Origin of the sequence: Gluconobacter sp. Dm-74, from assembly GCF_018256135.1 — a bacterium.
Lineage (GTDB): Bacteria > Pseudomonadota > Alphaproteobacteria > Acetobacterales > Acetobacteraceae > Gluconobacter > Gluconobacter cadivus.
Map to the genome: position 1 here is coordinate 1 of NZ_JAERLX010000012.1, position 18,819 is coordinate 18,819.

16 protein-coding genes and 1 pseudogene are annotated in these 18,819 nt (G+C 54.6%); 3 read left to right on the forward strand and 14 right to left on the reverse strand.

All coding sequences use genetic code 11. The features are described from left to right. Nucleotides 1-76 precede the first annotated feature (76 nt). Nucleotides 77-840 (forward strand): IS5 family transposase gene (locus JK208_RS13835; protein WP_211576449.1). Its coding sequence is split into 2 segments (ribosomal slippage): nt 77-410 and nt 410-840, totalling 765 coding nucleotides; the frame shifts between segments, so codons are not numbered across the junction. Between the two features lie 68 nt (nt 841-908). On the opposite strand, the gene JK208_RS13840 is transcribed toward JK208_RS13835, so the two are convergent. From JK208_RS13840 to JK208_RS13850, 3 genes and pseudogenes are all read right to left on the reverse strand, one after another. Beyond that, nucleotides 909-1,568 (reverse strand): methionine ABC transporter permease, encoded by a 660-nt coding sequence (locus tag JK208_RS13840; protein WP_211576450.1) that lies wholly within the window; start codon nt 1,566-1,568, stop codon nt 909-911. A gap of 109 nt (nt 1,569-1,677) precedes the next feature. Continuing rightward, nucleotides 1,678-2,325: pseudogene (locus JK208_RS13845) on the reverse strand (methionine ABC transporter ATP-binding protein); the annotation flags it as partial. Nucleotides 2,326-2,369: 44 nt separating this feature from the next. Beyond that, nucleotides 2,370-4,661 (reverse strand): TonB-dependent receptor domain-containing protein, encoded by a 2,292-nt coding sequence (locus JK208_RS13850; protein ID WP_349291999.1) that lies wholly within the window; start codon nt 4,659-4,661, stop codon nt 2,370-2,372. A 365-nt stretch (nt 4,662-5,026) separates the two neighbouring features. Between JK208_RS13850 and JK208_RS13855 the strand changes: the two genes are divergently transcribed. Further along, on the forward strand, nt 5,027-6,070 hold the full coding sequence (locus JK208_RS13855; RefSeq protein WP_211576452.1) for an isopenicillin N synthase family oxygenase: 1,044 nt from the start codon (nt 5,027-5,029) through the stop codon (nt 6,068-6,070). Then, the gene (locus tag JK208_RS13860; protein ID WP_211576453.1) at nt 6,063-6,905 is read left to right on the forward strand and encodes a MetQ/NlpA family ABC transporter substrate-binding protein; all 843 of its coding nucleotides are present in this window, start codon (nt 6,063-6,065) and stop codon (nt 6,903-6,905) included. Before JK208_RS13855 ends, JK208_RS13860 begins: the two co-directional genes overlap by 8 nt. Nucleotides 6,906-7,045: 140 nt before the next feature. On the opposite strand, the gene JK208_RS13865 is transcribed toward JK208_RS13860, so the two are convergent. The 11 genes from JK208_RS13865 to dgoD form a co-directional block, all read right to left on the reverse strand. Beyond that, a complete protein-coding gene (locus JK208_RS13865; RefSeq protein WP_211576454.1) occupies nt 7,046-7,774 on the reverse strand; it encodes an SDR family oxidoreductase in 729 nt (242 codons plus the stop codon). Between the two features lie 23 nt (nt 7,775-7,797). Then, entirely contained in the window at nt 7,798-8,763 is a 966-nt protein-coding gene (locus JK208_RS13870; RefSeq protein WP_211576455.1) for an ABC transporter permease, read from the reverse strand. Next, nucleotides 8,747-10,294: a sugar ABC transporter ATP-binding protein gene (locus JK208_RS13875; RefSeq protein WP_211576456.1), complete on the reverse strand. Its 1,548-nt coding sequence runs from the start codon at nt 10,292-10,294 to the stop codon at nt 8,747-8,749. Before JK208_RS13875 ends, JK208_RS13870 begins: the two co-directional genes overlap by 17 nt. A gap of 35 nt (nt 10,295-10,329) precedes the next feature. Beyond that, complete coding sequence (locus tag JK208_RS13880) at nt 10,330-11,250, reverse strand: substrate-binding domain-containing protein (RefSeq protein WP_211576457.1); 921 nt, start codon at nt 11,248-11,250, stop codon at nt 10,330-10,332. 99 nt (nt 11,251-11,349) lie between these two features. Beyond that, complete coding sequence (locus JK208_RS13885) at nt 11,350-12,120, reverse strand: SDR family NAD(P)-dependent oxidoreductase (RefSeq protein WP_211576458.1); 771 nt, start codon at nt 12,118-12,120, stop codon at nt 11,350-11,352. Between the two features lie 20 nt (nt 12,121-12,140). Then, entirely contained in the window at nt 12,141-13,154 is a 1,014-nt protein-coding gene (locus tag JK208_RS13890) for a helix-turn-helix domain-containing protein (protein ID WP_211576459.1), read from the reverse strand. A gap of 14 nt (nt 13,155-13,168) precedes the next feature. Beyond that, the gene (locus JK208_RS13895; protein ID WP_211576460.1) at nt 13,169-14,206 is read right to left on the reverse strand and encodes an NAD(P)-dependent alcohol dehydrogenase; all 1,038 of its coding nucleotides are present in this window, start codon (nt 14,204-14,206) and stop codon (nt 13,169-13,171) included. Between the two features lie 317 nt (nt 14,207-14,523). Next, entirely contained in the window at nt 14,524-15,498 is a 975-nt protein-coding gene (locus JK208_RS13900; protein WP_211576461.1) for an SMP-30/gluconolactonase/LRE family protein, read from the reverse strand. Beyond that, nucleotides 15,495-16,772 (reverse strand): MFS transporter, encoded by a 1,278-nt coding sequence (locus tag JK208_RS13905; protein ID WP_349292000.1) that lies wholly within the window; start codon nt 16,770-16,772, stop codon nt 15,495-15,497. The genes JK208_RS13900 and JK208_RS13905 overlap by 4 nt, the downstream gene beginning before the upstream one ends. Nucleotides 16,773-16,859: 87 nt before the next feature. Beyond that, nucleotides 16,860-17,633: an SDR family NAD(P)-dependent oxidoreductase gene (locus JK208_RS13910; RefSeq protein ID WP_211576463.1), complete on the reverse strand. Its 774-nt coding sequence runs from the start codon at nt 17,631-17,633 to the stop codon at nt 16,860-16,862. Nucleotides 17,634-17,658: 25 nt separating this feature from the next. Beyond that, a complete protein-coding gene (gene dgoD, locus JK208_RS13915) occupies nt 17,659-18,807 on the reverse strand; it encodes a galactonate dehydratase (protein ID WP_211576464.1) in 1,149 nt (382 codons plus the stop codon). Between the last annotated feature and the right edge of the window lie 12 nt (nt 18,808-18,819).

Consider the following 18,819-nt stretch of genomic DNA (forward strand, 5'->3'; position numbering starts at 1 on the left):
TAGGCTCAGGACCTATTAATTTATTGAACTGAGCGAGAGGTTGTGATTCACAGGCTTACCGATGGAGGGTAGGCCTGTGAGTGAGGTATTTTTGTTGTCTGAGCGCCAGATGGAGCGGATTGAGCCGTTTTTTCCTCTGGCGCACGGAGTGCCACGCGTGGATGACCGGCGTGTTCTGAGCGGGATCGTTTATGTCCTCCGCAACGGCCTTCAGTGGAAGGATGCTCCGAAAGCGTATGGTCCACACAAGACTTTATACAACCGCTTTATCCGGTGGAGCCGCCTGGGTGTTTTTGACAGGATCTTTGTCGCCCTGACAGAACAGGCTGGCCGTTCGAAGCGTCTGATGATCGATGCAACACATCTCAAGGCACACCGGACATCGGCGTCCCTGCTCAAAAAGGGGCTTTTCCCCGCCATATCGGACGGACAAAAGGTGGCCTGAACTCAAAACTTCATGCCGTCTGCGATGATCAGGGCCGACCTGTCCGCCTTCATCTGACTGCTGGACAGGTCAGTGACTTCAGAGGCGCAGACATGCTTCTGGCAGACCTCCCCGATGAGACAGAAGAAGTCATCGGTGACAGAGGCTACGATAGCAAGCAGATCAGGTTATCGCTTGCAGACCGGAACATCACAGCCTGTATTCCGCCGAAGAAGAACCGGAAATCAAAGCCACCTTACAATTGGCATCTATATAAAAAGCGCCATCTGATCGAAAACATGTTCGCAAAGCTGAAAGACTGGCGACGTGTTGCGACCCGATATGACCGCTGCGCTCATACATTCATGTCCGCAATCCACATCGCAGCAAGCGTCATCTTCTACCTCAAAGAATGAGTCCTGAGCCTAGATTATCCATCATCCGGGCGAAGATTGCGGGTGCGTTTCAGAACCTGTGGGTCATTCTATATGAAATTCTTCCTCAGCCGGACGGAAATCGCATTTCCAACAATCTGAACAAGAATTGTCAGCACAACAAGAATACTCACCACCCATAACATCATGACTGTATTAAATCGTTGATATCCATAGCGAATTGCGAGATCACCTAGTCCGCCCGCGCCCACGACGCCCGCCATGGCAGAGGCGCTGATGAGTGTGACCAGCGTGACGGTCAGACCAGAGACCAACCCCGGCAGAGCCTCGGGAATAAGAACCGAGCGCACGACTTTCGCCCGTGTCGCACCCATCGCGCGAACCGCGTCAATCAGTTCCGGAGACACCTCTCTCAATGAAACTTCCGCAATCCGCGCGAAATATGGGATCGCGGTAATGGACAGTGGGACGATGGCCGCAGCAGTCCCAAGAGCCGTTCCCATGACAAAGCGCGTAAAAGGGATCAGGACAACAAGAAGAATAATGAACGGCACTGCTCTTGTCAGATCAACCACAACTCCAAGGAGCCGACCGATGAGGCGAACGGGCCATAGTCCTCCCGGCCTCGTGATGGTGAGCAGAACAGCAAGAGGCAGTCCAAAGAGAACGGCAATTGCAGCAGACGCAAAAACCATTTCGAGTGTCGCCAGCGTGGCTTTGAAAAACAGATCAAAAACCTGATGATGCATATTCGGCGGCCTCCATTTCCTCTGCATTATCCGACACACGACTGATGAAGGACCGTGTTAAGGCGTGTTTCGCCTCCCCTCTATTCAGTAATTCATTTGAAATATCTTCAACAATACGCCCCTGATCGAGAACAAGCACTCGGTGAGCCAAACGGCGGATAACATCCATTTCATGCGTAATAAGAATAATCGTGACGCCAAGCTCTTGATTAATGGTTTCAAGAAGGGCGAGAATTGACGTCGTCGCTTCAGGGTCTAGCGCCGACGTTGCTTCGTCACACAACAAAATAGCTGGATGACCCGCCAGCGCCCTTGCAATCCCAACCCTCTGCTTTTGCCCGCCAGAAAGCTGCGAAGGGTGCTTTGTCTCATGCCCTTCAAGGCCGACCAGATGGATCAGCTCCTGAATACGATGTTGCCGCTCTTTTTTGGGAACTCCCAAAATTTCCAGACCAAGAGAAATATTGCCGGCCACAGTCCGGGACTGGAGAAGATTGAACCCCTGAAAAACAAGGCCGATCCGTTGTCGAAGAGCAAGCAGTTCACGTTCTTTAAGAACGCTAAGATTTTTTCCTTCAACGAGAACGTGGCCTGAATCCAGGGTTTCTGCGCCATTCAGGCAGCGAAGCAAGGTCGTCTTCCCTGCTCCCGAACGCCCGATGAGCCCCACAATTTCACCGCGATGAACAGAAAAGCTGATATTTTCCAGCGCATAATGGCCGTTGAAGATCTTGGATAGACCTTCAACTTTCAACATCTCATTCGCTTCAGCCACGCCTGTATTCTGCATTACCATCATATTCAAAGAGAAAGATCAGCCCGAAGATAGTAAAAACCACCCTCTTCAGACAACTGTTGACTGAGTGTATCGTAAAGATTGTTGTTATAATCTGCCGTATAGGACGGCACACGGCTGGGATGGGCGTTTCCGACATTGTTGCCGCCCAGCGCCAGATGAAGTTGAGGAAGAACCTGATAGCCGACTTCAAGATTGGTCACAAAGCGGGGACGGTTGATCTGATGGTAAAAATCCGTTGTCGAAAACGCATTGCTTCCCGAAACGAATGTCAGGTTGGACGTTGTATGCCCATAACGGATTTCGTGAACGGCAACCGTCCATTTTCCCTGACGCCAGATCCCTCCAAAAATCAGCTTGTTGGACGGGTTTTCCGTTGACATCAAACTGATCTGCTGGGCGTTCAGAACCGGAGCGCCTTCCCCGGTCCGCGCAATGTTTTTGACATTGGTATGATTGAAATTGACGGCTGCATCCCAGTCCACTTTTCCATAACGCCCGAAGTCCGAAGAATAACGTGCCGTAATATCAAGGCCGGTTGTCCGGGTACTGGCACCATTTGTAAAGTAGTTTGTACTGACCGCAGATTCATCGCCGGAAAAACCGGACGTATCCACGCCTGCTGCCGCATAAGCTTCTACCGCCCTAGCACCCGAAGCATAGCCTCCGTCAACGATCCGATGCTTGATATAAATTGTATAGCCGTCAACATTGATATGAAGACGGGGCAGCGGGTTCAGGATCATACCCGCACTGAAGTTGGTGGATGTTTCCGGTCTGAGGCCAGGCGAGCCCAAAGCGCGCGCAGCGGGTGAGTTGGCGGCAATCTGTCCGGTTGCATAGTTCGGACTGGAGATGAAAGCCGCAAAATTCTGTTCCGCAAGGGTCGGAGCACGAAAGCCGGTGCTGGCGGTACCGCGAAATCCAATGAAGCGGTTGATATCATATCGCGTGGAGATTTTTCCCGTCCGCGCATTTCCGACATCGTCATAGTGCTCAAACCGTCCGGCAAGATCTACCCGCCAGCGTTTGACGATCTGCGTCGAGAAATCAACATAGGCGGCTGCGACGTGCCTGGCTGCGTTAACGGCATCCTGAGGCGTTTCGCCCTGATATCCCTGCGCACCGCTCAGGTAATACGACAGCGGTTCTCCTGAGCCTATGGAATAGGTATCACGGCGATATTCACCACCAAAGGCGATATTCAAAGGGCTGTACAGAAACGGAAGATCTACGCCACGTCGAATATCGAGGTTGTTCGTCCATTGCTGGTTGGAATAACTGCCAAGATAGAAACGCGACGGGGAATATCCTGTCTCTTTATAAGCGTCCGCGTTCGCAGAATTATAATCCCCCAACGTATCGTGATCTCCACCGATCGTAGAACTCAGATCCCAGTCAAAACCGTAAAGTCTTTTTCCTCGAAACCCGAGCGTGAAGCCATAATCATTCTCAGGCATTGTTTCGACGGGTTCAAACCCGTTCGGATACATGCCCAAAAGCCCGTCAGCCGCAGTAGTGCTCGGAGCACGCAGAAAAGCCCATCGCTCGGCATCGCGGTGCGTGAATGTTCCAAAACCATAAAGCTCTATGGCATCCGTTAAATGATATCCGAAATTCGTTTCGATGGACTCACGCGTTACCTGAGGCTGGCCCGTTGCCAGATCGTTGTTTTTGCCCGTCCGGGGGTCAATCCCGGTTCTCTGTGTGCGGTCCTGATGCTTGAATTCCGCACTGAGGTTCAGGAAACCCCGATTGCCCAGCTTGAAGCCTGCATTCAGGTTTTCACCAGTCGTAAAACCATCTCCCGCAGCATAACCGCCATTGACAGCCTGAAGATGGATACCGTGATTGTTGGATTTCAGAATAACGTTGATCACGCCTGCGATGGCATCCGATCCATACTGCGCAGCCGCACCGTCCTGCAGGATCTCGATGTGATCGACGGCAGAAATCGGGATCATATCCAGATCGACAGGGGTCGTTCCCTGCTGTGACGAGGCATCTACCGCGATGGCGGCTGTCGTATGCCGTCTTTTGCCATTCACCAGCACCAGAGTCTGATCGGCATTCAATCCCCGCAGGCTCAGTGCATCAATGACCGATCCCTGATCCGAACCGTTGACCTCACGGCTGATGGAAGGAGAAAGCTGGACCAGCGCCTCCCGGATATCCGTCATGCCCGTTGCCCGAAGCTGGTTTCCCCCGATGATTGTAATGGGGCTGATGCTGCGGGCCGCCGTCTGAGAAGGGTCCCGGGTGCCTGTCACGATGACCTGCTCCGGTTCGTCAGCCACAGCCTGTTCTGTCCTGACGACAGGCACGGTTTTTTTGACAACAGTCTCTTTTCTGGACTGTTTTTTCACGCCGGAACTATCCTGAGCCGATGTGTTTTCGGCCGCAACGGCCCCCGAAAAGGTCCCGGAAAACGAAAGGCCAACAAGAAGTGGCGCCAGGACATAACCACTACGCATAAACGTTCTTTCAAGGAAATTTGTCTTTTGTTGATTATTTCATAGTGTTTTTTGAGTCAAACAACATATTGATGTGGATTTAATATATATCGCGTTTTATGGAGGACTATATGAGGACGCATGCCCCTGAAACCTGTCGCAAAACAGGTCCCAGAGGCAAAAATTCAGAGCCGAAAGTGGTTACGTGTATGACGCAGAACACTCTTTCTCTTCCGACCATCGACCTGTCCCTATGGCAGGACCATCAGACGCCAGACGAGTTTTTCCTTGAATCTCTGCGCAACGCTGCCCACGAATACGGTTTCTTCTACCTGAAAGGGCATGGGATTCCGGCGGATCTGAATGCTGCTCTCATGGCGCAGGCACAGGAATTTTTCTCTCTGCCGATGGAGCAGAAAGAACAAATTTCCATGGTGAATTCTCCACATTTCAGAGGGTATAATCACGCCGGCAGAGAAATCACACGCGGCAAGGCAGACTGGCGCGAGCAACTCGATATCGGTCCTGAAAGAGGCATTGTGGAAGATCTGCGGGGCAAACCGGCTTATCTGCGCCTACAGGGCCCCAACCAGTGGCCAGCAACACTTCCACAGCTCAAAACGACTGTTCTGTCATGGCAGGAGCAGGTTCTGGATGTTCTCAGGCGCCTGCTCGAAGCGCTTGCGCTCTCTCTGGGGCAGGCGGCAAATGCCTTTCATCCCGTCGTCAGCAAAACGCCTTACCAGCTTTTGAAACTCATCCATTATCCCGGCCAGCATGGCGGCGGAGAAAGGCAGGGCGTGGGCGCTCATAAAGACAGCGACCTCCTCTCGCTCATCCTTCAGGACAATGAAGGCGGGCTGGAAGTGGAACTGGCAAACGGTGAGTGGCTTCAGGCCCCCCCACAGCCGGAGACGTTCATCGTCAACATCGGCGAATTGCTGGAAGTCGCCACAAGCGGATATTTCAAAGCTGCGATCCATCGTGTCGTCAGCCCGAACTCAGGACGGGACAGGTTGTCCGCAGCCTTTTTCCTCGGCGCACAACTCGACGCCACGATGCCAGCCCTCCCGCTGCCGGACGCCTTGGCAAACTCCAGCGCCGGGATCACGCAGGATCCCGACAACCCCCTCTTTTCCCAGATCGGACAGAACACACTCAAAGGGCGGCTGCGCTCTCATCCCGATGTTGCGGCCCGACATCACAGTGATCTTTTCTCTGCCGTTCCCTCGAAAGTCCTGCACCATGCTTAATCGCCCTGTCAGCCAGACACAGCCCATATCCGGTATTTCTCTGGGGCGTCGCAGACTGCTCACGCTCCTCGCTGCCACATCTCTCATTGGAGCATCCGCAAAAGCACAGTCGAAGCCTGTACGGGTCGGGATCCTGTCCGGAGAAGACGAGGATATCTGGCGTATTGTTCAGGAAAATGCCCGCGCGACGGGCCTGACCATCGAAGTCGTCACCTTTTCCGAAGGCAATCCGATCAACGCGGCCCTTGCAGCAGGAGATCTGGACGCCAACGCATTTCAACACGGTCCTTACCTTCAGGCCCAGAATACCGCGCTGGGATCTCATATCGTGCCTGTTGGAAATACCTACTTCGCACCGATCGGCTTCTATTCGAAAAAATGGAAAACACTTTCCACAATCCCTGACGGTGCAACGATCGGTGTTCCCGCCGACCCTACGAACGAGGGACGTGCGCTTAAACTCCTGCAATCTCTTGGATTATTGAAGATTTCACCTGATGCGGGCGAGATGCCAACCGCACTCGATATCTCCGAAAATCCGAAAAACCTGACGATCAAGGAACTGGATGATCCTATTCTGGCACGGTCTCTGCCAGACCTTGATGCTGGCGTCGTAATTACGGAATGGGCCTACAAAGCCGGGATCGACCTCAAATCGGAGCGTCTGGCGCGTGAGAGTATGGACAACAATCCCTACATCAATTTTATCGCCGTAAACGCGCCCGACGCCCATGTCACCTGGGTTCAGCCACTGGTGAGCGCTTTTCAAAAACCCAATGTCCGCGCCAAGCTGCTTGAAGCCTATCATGGGGCCATCATTCCCGCGTGGACGTAATGTCCTTCATCCCGTCCTGACTTTAGATGCACACGCTGGCCGACCTGCCCCTTCATCTGACTGACGATAGAGAACCGTTGATCAGAGCTGCCGGACAAACAGCTCTGATCAACGGTTTCTTCACTCACGCCTCCTCTATTTCAGGCATCAAAGTTATGTGGCAGGACGACCAGATCCCGCACCATGACACCCTTTGAACGGGTCAGAATAAAAATCAGCGCTTCGGCAACTTCCTTGGCTTCCATTAAGGCCCCAGCCTTGATGTTGGCTTCAAGCCGTGCCTGATCCCAGTCTTTCAGCAAAGGCGTGACAACCGGGCCAGGCTGGATGGCTCCTACACGAATCCCATACTTCGCAACCTGACGGCGCACTGTGTGAACAAAGGCCTGCACAGCATGTTTCGAGGCGGTGTAGATGGGTTCAGCCATAATAGGGATTATGCCCGCAATTGAACTGGTCATGACGATATCGCCACTTTCCTGCTTCATCATCTGCGGCAGAACGGCGCGGACCGAGCGGAAGGCTGCATTAATGTTCAGGTGGAGCATGGGGTCCCAGCTGTCAGGATCACCTTCCCAGACATTGCCGCCCACATAAGCGCCAGCATTGGCGTGGAAAATATCAATCCTGCCCTGCTCCTGAACGATCTGTGCAATCGCAGCATCTACAGTTTTGTAGTCAAAAAGATCGACGATAATTGCACGAGCCTGGCTGCCGAGTTCTGCCGTTTTATCTTCGAGCGCTGTGGCGTCACGGTCCAGAAGATAGACCACTGCCCCCGCTTCGATGAGATAGCGGGCACATTCGAGACCGATGCCTGAAGCTGCCCCGGTGATGGCGGCAATTTTGCCCTGAAGAGACTGTGTCATATGCCCTATCCTGTGATGCTGTCTCAGCGTGCGGACGCCGTGCCGCGCTGACGACTGATGAAAATTGCGAGAAGGATGATGGCGCCTTTGATGACGTTCTGAACGTAAGGGGAGACTTCAAGCAGGTTCAGCCCGTTGTTCAGAACACCCAGCAACATGGCGCCAATCAGGGTTCCGATGATGGAACCACGGCCGCCGGAAATTGAGGTGCCACCCAGCACCACGGCTGCGATGGCATCGAGTTCAAAGCCGACGCCTGCGTTCGGCTGACCGCTCATGAGACGGGAGGAGAGAACAACACCAGCCAGAGCGGCGGTGAAGCCTCCGATCAGATAAACGATGATTTTATATTTACGGGAATCAATGCCGGAGAGGCGCACAGCCTCTTCATTGCCGCCTATGGCATAAATATAGCGACCGATCGGCATGCGCTGGAGCAACAGATAGGCCAGCGCATAGACCACGAGCATGATGAGAATGGGCGTCTGGATTCCCAAAACCTTCCCGCGCCCGATAAATGCAAACCAGTCCGGAAGGCCCGAGATGGGATAACCGTTGGTGTAGATCAACCCCAACCCACGGGCGATGCTCATTGATGCCAGAGTGACGATAATCGGCGGCATTCCGAGACGGGCGATGCAAACTCCGTTTCCTGCCCCGAAAAGCGCCCCGACACCCAGCCCGGCAAGAATGGCCAGCCCGGCGTTCAGGCCAGAAACCAACAGGCCAGCCGTGATGGTTCCCGCCAACGCCATGACCGCTCCTACGGAGAGGTCAATGCCGCCCGTAAGAATGGCAAAAGTCATACCCACAGAAATGATGGCGTTGATCGAGACCTGTCTGGCAACGTTTTCGAGATTGCCGAAGGACAGAAAGCGGCTGTTGAGCGCGATCATGCAGGCCACGACCACGAACAGCCCAACCGCCGGGAGAAACGCCGTTGACCGTGCGAATTTCGATGCTCTGTAGCGCTCAAGCAGAGAGTGCATCGACTGCGAACTTTTTAACGCTTGCTGTTGCATGACGCATTACCTCTTCCGAACTGATGGCATCCCCCTCCAGAACCGTCGTAATGACGCCATGGCTGAAAACGGCCACGCGGTCACACATGCCGACAATCTCCGGAAGCTCGGATGAGATCATGATGATGGCGTATCCCTCTGCCGTGAGGTTCCGCATGAGTGTATAGATTTCCGCCTTGGCCCCGACATCGATGCCACGCGTGGGTTCATCGAAGATCAGGATTCTGCTCCGGCGGTTCAGCCAGCGCGCGATTACAACCTTCTGCTGATTGCCACCACTAAGGCTCACCACAGTTGTCTCGTCCGAAGGCGCTTTGATGCGGACGGCAGACATCAGTTCCTGTGTCTTGCGCTTCTCCCGCGCAGTGTCGATCGTGCCGATTGGGCGGGTATATTGCGCCAGGTTATTGATAGAGATGTTGTCCCGGATGCTGAAGCCGAGGATCAGACCCTCGGTTTTTCGGCTTTCGGGCAGAATTCCGATACCGTGACGCAGAGCCTGTGCAGGATTCCCCATGGACACTTCCCTGCCCTCAATCCGCACCGTTTTTCCGGGACATGGCAGTGCGCCGATCAACGCCAGAGCCGTCTCCGTTCGGCCCGAACCGACGAGCCCGGCAAAACCGAGGATTTCACCTTCTCGCAGATAGAAACTGTTGGGGTGTCCGTTACTGACGAAGCGGATATTTTCAGCTTCCAGAATTCGCTCGGCAATATGCAGTGCGGGCTTGGGCGGAAACGTATTTTCAATTTTCCGACCGACCATCCGCTCAACCAGATGATCCATCGTGCACTCGGACGTTTTCAAAACACCCACACGCGCACCATCGCGCAGCACCGTAATGCGGTCGCAGATTTCAAAAATCTCTTCGAGATGATGCGACACGAAGAAAATGCCGATACCCTGATCCCGAAGCTGCCGCATGACGTTGAAGAGCAGCTCGGCTTCTGTCGGCGTCAGGGTCGCGGTTGGTTCGTCGAGGATGAGAACCTGTACATCCAGTGACAGAGCTTTCGCGATTTCCACAAACTGCTGTTCAGCCACGCTGAGACGCGCGACGGGAACGTCAAACCGTGTTCTGACCCCGAGCCGTTCGAAAATTCCCTGCGCGATGCGTGTCATTTCGTTTTTGCGGGAAAATCCGAGGGCGTTCCGCATTTCGCGTCCGAGGAAAATATTATCCACGGCATCAAGTTCAGGAATCAGGCTGAATTCCTGAAAAACAATCCCGATGCCTGCGCTGATGGCATCCTTGTAGCTGGAGAAATGGCATTCTTTTCCGTTGAGAAAGATTTGCCCTTCATCCTGAGACTGAATCCCGCCCATAATCTTGATGATCGTGGACTTTCCAGCGCCGTTCTCCCCCAGAAGAGCATGGATTTCTCCCTGCTCAAGACTGAGGCTGACATTCCGCAATGCCCGGACTCCCGGAAAGCTCTTGGAGATCCCTTCAAGGGCCAGAAGAGGCTCTGACGATATCTGACTGGTCTGTGTCATGATGTTCTCTCCGGAATCCAGCACGTCCCTGGAATTTACCAGCTGAACGTTTTAGCTTTCGTCGCGTCGATCAGTTCGACATCGACGGGCAGAACCTTCGGCACTTCCGCACCCCATTTCTTTGCGAGCGCGAGCGCGAGTGCCAGACGAATTTCCTGCCGGGGGAACTGCGCCGCCGTGGCAATGAAATGGGAACCGGGCTTGCTGATGGCCTTCATGGCTTCCGGATTGCCATCAACGCTAACCAGCTTCACGTCCGATCCATTGGATTCGATGGCCGACAGCACGCCGAGGGACCCATTGTCATTGACGCTGAAAATTCCCTTCAGATCCGGGTTGGCCTGAAGCATGTTCTCCGCCACCGTCAGGGCCTGATCACGCTCCTGCTTGCCGTTCTGGACACTGATAATCTTGATGTCAGAATGCTTGGCAATAGCGTCCCTGCAGCCTTTGACACGCTCCAGAATTGGCACGACCGGAATGCCGTCAATAATGCCGATATTGCCGGTCTTGATCGTCATGGCGAGATACTCGCAGGCCTTGAAGCCAGCATCGTAATTCTTGGAACCGACGAACGCATCCAACGGACCGCCAGCCTGAGCATCCACCGAAACAATCGGGATCTTCTTGTCATGAACGGTCTTTACGACGGACGTAACGCCCACGGTATCGGTTGGGTTAATGATGATGATCTGTGCGCCCTGCTGGATCATGTCCTCAATGTCACTCACCTGCTTGGACACGTCATGATGCGCATCACTGATGATGACGTTGGCGCCGATTGTGGCAGCGGCCTCCTGCAATGCGTCCTTCATGGTGACGAAGTACGGGTTGTTCATTTCCTGAAAAGAAACACCAATTTTCAACGGCGTTCCGGCTGCGGCAGCCGGCTGTGACAGGGTTGTCCCGCCAAGAGTGAGAGACAGAATGGTCAGCGGAAGCGTCTTGATCTTCATGTTACACCTGTTGATCTACCTGCCCGGTGCTGGCCATTTCCTGCACAGGGCCTTGTCAAAGCCGTAAAGTTATCTGTCTCTATTTGAGAACGCGGCGACCTAAAGGGCCGTGTATCCGCCATCGACAAATATTTCCTGTCCGTTGACCATGTTCGATGCATCGGAGGCGAGATACAGAACTGTATCCGCGACATCTTCCGGTGTTGCGACACGACCAGCGGGGATTTTTTCCAGCAGCTTTTCCAGCTTGTTGCCGACGCTCCAGACACGTTCGCCCATGGGCGTCCAGACGACTGTGGGGCAGATGGCATTGGCCTGGATGTTGTGAGCGGCCCACTCCGCCGTCATGACCTTGGTAAGACCATTCAAGCCGGCTTTTGAGGCGACGTAAGCACCATGGTCGATCAGCGCGACAGAACTGGCTTGGGAACTGATGTTGATGATCTTCCCACGTTTGCGTTCGATCATGCCTGGCGCAAACGCACGGGCGAGAAGCCAGGGTGCACGCAGATTGATGGCCTGCACGGTGTCCCACTCCTCGACGGTCTGGTCCACCAGAGGGCGGGGAAAACTGACGCCAGCATTGTTGACGACAATATCCACACCACCCCATGCAGCCCTCACCGTCTGGACTACGGTATCAGGGGCAATCGGATCCCCAAGATCCGCAACAACCGTAAGGCAGCGACGACCATGCCCTTCCACGATCCGGCGTGTTTGAGCCATATCAGCTTCAGAGCGTGCAACGGCGATAATATCGGCCCCGGCAGCACTCAGAACCTCGCAGATCGTGACGCCAAGCCCGCGGGACGCACCCGTGACAAGCGCTTTGCGCCCATCGAGGGAAAATCGTTGTGGAAGTGTTGGCATAGTCTGTTTTCCCCTGTCGATCAGTTCAAAAAATCTGCGGCGTCTGTCGGCGAAAAAGCCGTCATTTCACGGGAATGGCGACGGTATTCGCGTGGAGTGCAGCCCCGCAGACGCAGGAAAATACGGTTGAAATTGGAAAGGTTGTTAAAGCCGGAAGCCGCACCGATTTCGGTGATCGAAAGCCTGGAACTGGCCAGCAGATGGCACGCATGACACACCCGCAACCGATGCAGGAAAGACATAAACGTATCTCCTGTTGCGGCCCGGAACTGGCGCGAGAATGTTGAGGCACAAAGTCCCAGATTCTGTGCCAGATGGTCATGGCGAATTTCGGACGGGTCCATGGCCATGAGGGATGTGATGACGCTGCTCATGCGCTGCATTTCCGGACTATCGAGCCCCTTGCTCTCACCTTTGAGCGACAGTGTTCTGAAAGGTGCAGACGTCAATGTGACGAGAAGATCCAGACAGGCAGCCAACCTCCCAGCGCCTTGGAAAGTGCCAATCGCCTCAAGCTTCTCTCCCAGACCAAGTGCTTCTGGGCCAGTGAACTCGACACCAAGAGTGGATGCCTGAAGCAGATTTCTCAGTCCACCCAGTTCCGGGCAAAGCGTCATCAGAGAGTCGATCCATTTAGCGCTAAACTGAAGGACGACATCGCGTCCTGTGAGCACTTCACCCGGCTTTAAAGGACTGAACCACCCATGCGGCAGATCCGGCCCGACCAGAACAAGCTGGCGTGGTCCGAAACTCCCGATATGGTCTCCGATGATCGCACGACCTTCGCTCTGTGTGATCAGGTGCAGTTCGTATTCCGGATGATGGTTCCAACGGGCCAGCGGGCCGGGATAGTCATGCTGATGCCAGCGAAAACTGGTGTTAGGGTCCGCATGGATCATCTCGTAAACAGGACGCGTATTTCCTTCACTGACCGGCGGTTTTATTGTCAGGGAGCTGATCGTTCCAAGCGCTGATACACGGCTGGAAATCGGAGCCAACGGCCTCTGTCTGGATATTTTCTGTGTTACGGACATGATGGCACCGCTTCTCAGAGAGCAATCTGGAGTTTGACGTCGCTTGGTCGAGCCTCGGCAGCCCGCTCAAACGCGGCAATCCCCTGATCGAAAGGGAATGTTTCCGACACAAGCGGTTTGAGATTGATCTTTCCCGCACTGATGAGCCGAATGGCACGCTCATAAACATTCGCGTAGCGGAACACCGTTTCCATACGGATTTCCTTGGCCTGCGCCGCTACGATGTCGAACGGAACCTTCTGCAGAGGCATACCGACGAAAACAATACTTCCGCCAGGCCGCACACATGCCAGAGCATCGTCATAAGCGCCGGCAAACCCGCTCGCTTCGAAAACAACATCCACGCCCCAGTCAGATCCACAGATGGCATCCACAACATCACGCGACTTTTCGTCACGAACGTTGATGGGCCTGATACCGTCATACTGTCCGGCAATAGCAAGCTTGGCGGGTGCCAGATCCGTGACGAAAACCTGCCCCGCCCCGGAGGCAAGTGCGGCCAATGCGGTCATGATCCCGATAGGGCCACACCCGGTCACAAGACAGATATCACCAGGCTTGATGGCAGCCTTGACCGAAGCCTGTACGCCAACTGCAAGCGGTTCGATCATCGCACCTTCAGCGAAGCTCACATTGTCCGGCAGTTTGAAGGTGAAGGCGGCTGGATGCACGACGGAATGCGTCAGACAGCCGTGAACGGGCGGCGTCGCCCAGAAGCGGACGGCGGGATCTACGTTGTACTGACCCATCAGCGTTGCGCGGGACTGTGGGTCTGGAATGCCGGGCTCCATGCATACCCGGTCACCAACTTTCAGCGATCTGACATGGCTTCCGACTTCCGTTATCGTCCCAGAAGCCTCATGTCCCAGCACCATGGGTTCACGAACAACGAAGGGTCCGATGGCGCCATGTGTATAGTAATGCACATCGCTGCCGCAGATACCGACCGTATGAATGGCAATCCGGACGTCATTTGCGCCAAGTTCCGATGGAAGGTGAATCTCGCGCAGGGAGAGTTCACCTTTCTTTTCGAGCACCAGTGCCTGAGCCATACCCAACCGTCTCCTGCCACACATTCCAACATCAAATGTGATTAAGAGCAGGGATTATATGTTATATATAACAACGTATAGGGTATTTTTTCTTAAAAAGTGATACTTTTTTGATTGGTATAATTGCGGAGGTTAGATCCCCCATCACCAAAACTTTTTATAAAATATTGATATAACTATATTTTATTGAAAATTTTCTATGAAAATCAGGGAATATGCCTCTCTGTAGATTGGAATTTTTCATGTTATAGGTAACAGAAATATGAGGTCTGGGATGCTCCAAAAGCTCCCGATAAAAGGCTCAATCAGTGGCTTGCTCAGTGCCGCATTGAGCATTTCATAAATGACCCGATATTCACATACACAGCATAAAGACTGTGCGACGCAGCCATAAAAAGGCGGTTACGGCGCTGGCCGCCAAAACACAGATTGGCACACCGCTCGGGCAGCGGAAGAAAAGCCCGGGCTTCGCCGTTCTTTCCAAAGACCTTGACGCCATTTCCCTCAGATCCGCCCCACCCACACCAGAGATTTCCAGCGTCATCGCAGCGTAGGCCATCACCCATCCCCTGCGCAGCATCGATCAGAATATGACGATCAGTCACCCGATCCCTGCTCTCATTCAACTGACACGCCCAGATCAGATTTGGAGAAGCCCCGGTATCGATCACATAGAGAATGCTGCCATCGGGAGAAAATGCCAGCCCGTTGGGGTTGAGAAATCCATCGTCAATGAGCTGAATCTCTCCCCTTGGCCCGACCCGGTAAAGGGATGTTGGCAGTTCCTGCTCGCCCCGCCCTCCCCCTTCATAGGCGGATTTGAGCCCATAATCCGGGTCGGTGAACCAGATGGCACCATCTGCGGCGACCACCACATCATTCGGAGAATTAAGCTGGCACCCGCTGAATCTGTCAGCAATGACGGTCATCGTGCCGTCATGCTCTGTCCGCGTGACGCGTCGGGTCTCATGCTCGCAGGTAATCAGCCGCCCCACAAGATCGCGGGTATTGCCATTGGCAAAGCCGGAGGGGCCACGAAACACCGAAACCTGACCGGTCTCTTCCGTCCAGCGCAGGATACGGTTGTTGGGAATATCGCTCCACAGCAGGAAGCGCCCGTCTCCAAACCAGACAGGCCCCTCCCCCCAGGCCATTCCCGTTGCAAGACGTTCCGTATCAGAGTTCGGCAAAAAGCAATCGAACGTCGGATCGTACAGAACAGGCGCATAGTCCACGCGCGAGAGATAATCTTTCTGAGCGGGAACCGCCCCCGAAAACAGTGAGGAATTCATCCGACCACGCGCTCCTCTTCGCCTTCCATCTTTGCGCCAGGAAGAACCGCAGGCCGATAGGCCACAATACCCGCGACCAGAACCGTACCAACCAGAACACTTCCAATAATAGCGGCGGGCAACCCGTAGATCACACCCAGCATTGGCACCAGAAAGCCTGCCACACCCTGCCCCAAAGCCGCGACTGCGTAGCTTGTGCCCATCCCGAGCGACCGCGTCTCGGAGGGGAAGCGCTGTGACAGATAATGCGGAATAAGAGCAAAAATGCTGTTTCCAAACATGCCGACGCCAAACGCTCCAGCCAGCATGACCGTCATGTTATGTGCCGAAATAAACGGCCAGATCCCGAGCGTCGTCAGAGCGAAATACAGCATGAACACCATTCGGTCTCCCAAGCGGGATGCCAGAACTCCGCATAGCGGTTTCCCCAGCAGGGAGCCGATGCAATACGCCGCGATGAACGGAAAAACATCAGCCGGAGACATATGACGGTCTGAGCGCAGGAATGTCGGATAAAAGCTGTACATCGCAGCATTCTGGAACTGAACAAAGGCCATGAAAATCAGAGCCTGAAGCGCTGCTCCATCAAGGCGGAAACCAAACTTCCGCCGCTGGACCTGTTGCTTCGGCATGGACTGAAGCTTGAGCCAGACCGGGCTTTCCGGCACGCCCCGACGAATGAAAATCGCCAGAAGTGCGGGTACGACCCCGATCAGGAACAGCGCCCTCCATCCCCAGATCGGGAGAATAATGGCCTGCGCCGCAGCAGCGGCGAAGAAGCCGCATTCATATCCCGACATCATCAACGACGACGCCAGAGAACGCGCACGCGGCGGCACACTTTCCATGAGAAGGGCTGCAGAAGCGGTCCATTCGCCGCCAAAACCGATCCCGAACATGAACTGGACCACCAGCATGGCCAGATACGTCCATGTCATGGCCGTTGCGCCGGAAAATACCGCAAACCAGATCACACCGATCATAAAGGTCAGCTTGCGACCATACCGGTCCGACAGCCAGCCCCAGCCGGTATTACCCACCACACGCCCGACACTCTGGGCTGTAATGATAATTCCCATGGCCGTCAGGCTGACACCCAGATCCTTTCCGATATCCGGCAGGCAGAGCAAAAGCGCCACCTGATCGAAGGCATCAAGAAACCAGCCCAGAAACGCCGCCAGCGTGACCCGCCAGTATGGACGCAGAAGCTGGAACGCACTCACGTTCTGGTCGGACGCCGAAACGGATTGGGACAGAATGTGCTCATGAGACACGATATTGGTCCTCTTTCGAAACATGCCGGCCTGTCGGCCGCACATTCTGTGTGTTCAAAAAAACGAAAAAAGCAGATGCGAACAGGCTCAGGTCCAGCCGCCATCCACAACAAATTTCTGCCCCGTGCACATCCGGCTGTCATCGGCGGCCAGAAACAGCGCCAGACTGGCAACATCCTCTGGCTGTATCCGGTCAGAAATGCACTGGTTGCGGTCAATCGCCGCTTCCCCTTCGGCATCCAGCCAGAGCGCCTTCTGCTTGTCCGTCATGACCCATCCCGGCACCAGAGCATTGACGCGGATACGCGACGGCCCCAGTTCACGCGCCAGCGCGTTGACCAGTCCATGCACAGCGGCCTTGCAGGTCGCATAGATGGGATATCCTGCGTTCTTCTGCATCCAGCCCGTTGAGCCGAAGCAGATGATTGACCCCCGGCTCTTCTGCACCATGACGGGTGCGACTGTCTGGGCCGCAAAGAACTGCGACTTGATGTTGATATCCGTCAGGCGCTGCCACAGGACTTCGTCCGCTTCTTCCAGCGTGTGTCGACGGTCGTTCGCAGCATTGGCAATCAGAACATCGACCGTTCCAACATACTCCTGCGCTTCCGCAAAAGCTGATCTTGACCGCTCAACATTCGTAACATCGCATGGCACAAAAACGGGAGGAAACGGCGCACCTGCCAGTTCCACAGCCAGTGCTTTACCAGCGGTTTCATCGATATCGAAAAAAGCGACCTTTGCGCCCTGCCGGACAAATGCCCTGACCATGACCGCTCCGATCCCGGTCGCACCGCCCGTAATCAGGACGGCACGGTCGCGCAGACTGGGATAGATCGCCAGATTGTCTGTGAATGTCATGACAGCCGCATCCTGCGTCATGATTTTACCACTCTGCCACAGAGCCGTCGGCATGGCGCCAGACAGGATTTCTCCAGCGATGTCCTTCAGCAGCTTTGGCCTTCACATACTCCTCGTTGATTTCAATCCCCAGACCGGGGCCATCAGGAATGGCGACATGTCCATCCACATACGAGAACACTGAAGGATCGACGATATAATCCAGCAGGTCATTGCTCTTGTTGTAATGAATACCGAGGCTCTGTTCCTGAATGAACGCGTTATAGCTAATGGCATCTAGCTGAAGATTGGCTGCCAGAGCGATCGGCCCGAGCGGACAATGCAAAGCGACAGCCACGTCATAAGCCTCTGCCATGGCAGCGATTTTCCGCGTTTCCGTAATGCCCCCGGAATGAGAGGGATCAGGCTGGATGATATCGACGCAGCCCTGCTCCAGAATGCGCTTAAAATCCCAGCGCGAAAACAGACGCTCACCTAGCGCAATGGGTATGGACGTCTGGGCGGCAATTTCCGGTAGAGCCTCGAAATTCTCGCTCAGAACAGGCTCTTCAATGAACATCAGGTCGAAGGGCTGAAGTTCCCGTGCCAGGACCTTGGCCATCGGCTTATGCACACGCCCGTGGAAATCCACACCAATCCCGACATACGGCCCGACCGCCTCACGAATGGCCGCGACCCGGGCAATCGCTTCATCCACTTTCTGATGGCTGTCGATGAACTGGAGCTCTTCCGTGCCATTCATTTTCACAGCCGTAAAACCGCGATCCACAACCTCTTTGGCAGCGCGTGCGGTATCAGCCGGACGGTCTCCGCCAATCCATGAGTAGACACGAATGCGGTCACGACACTTTCCGCCCAGAAGCTGCCAGACCGGCATATTGAACGCCCGCCCCTTCAGATCCCAGAGCGCCTGATCAATCCCGGCAATGGCGCTCATATGGATCGCGCCACCCCGATAGAAGCCCGCACGATACATGACATTCCAGTGGTCTTCGATCAGGAACGGGTCTTTCCCAATAAGGTAATCGGACAGTTCCTCGACCATGGCCGCCACAGTCGCAGCCCGGCCTTCGACGACGGGTTCGCCCCAGCCAAAGATGCCTTCATCCGTCTCGATTTTCAGAAACAGCCAGCGCGGCGGAACCATATAGGTCTTGAGTGCCGTAATCTTCATGGTGATGTCCTG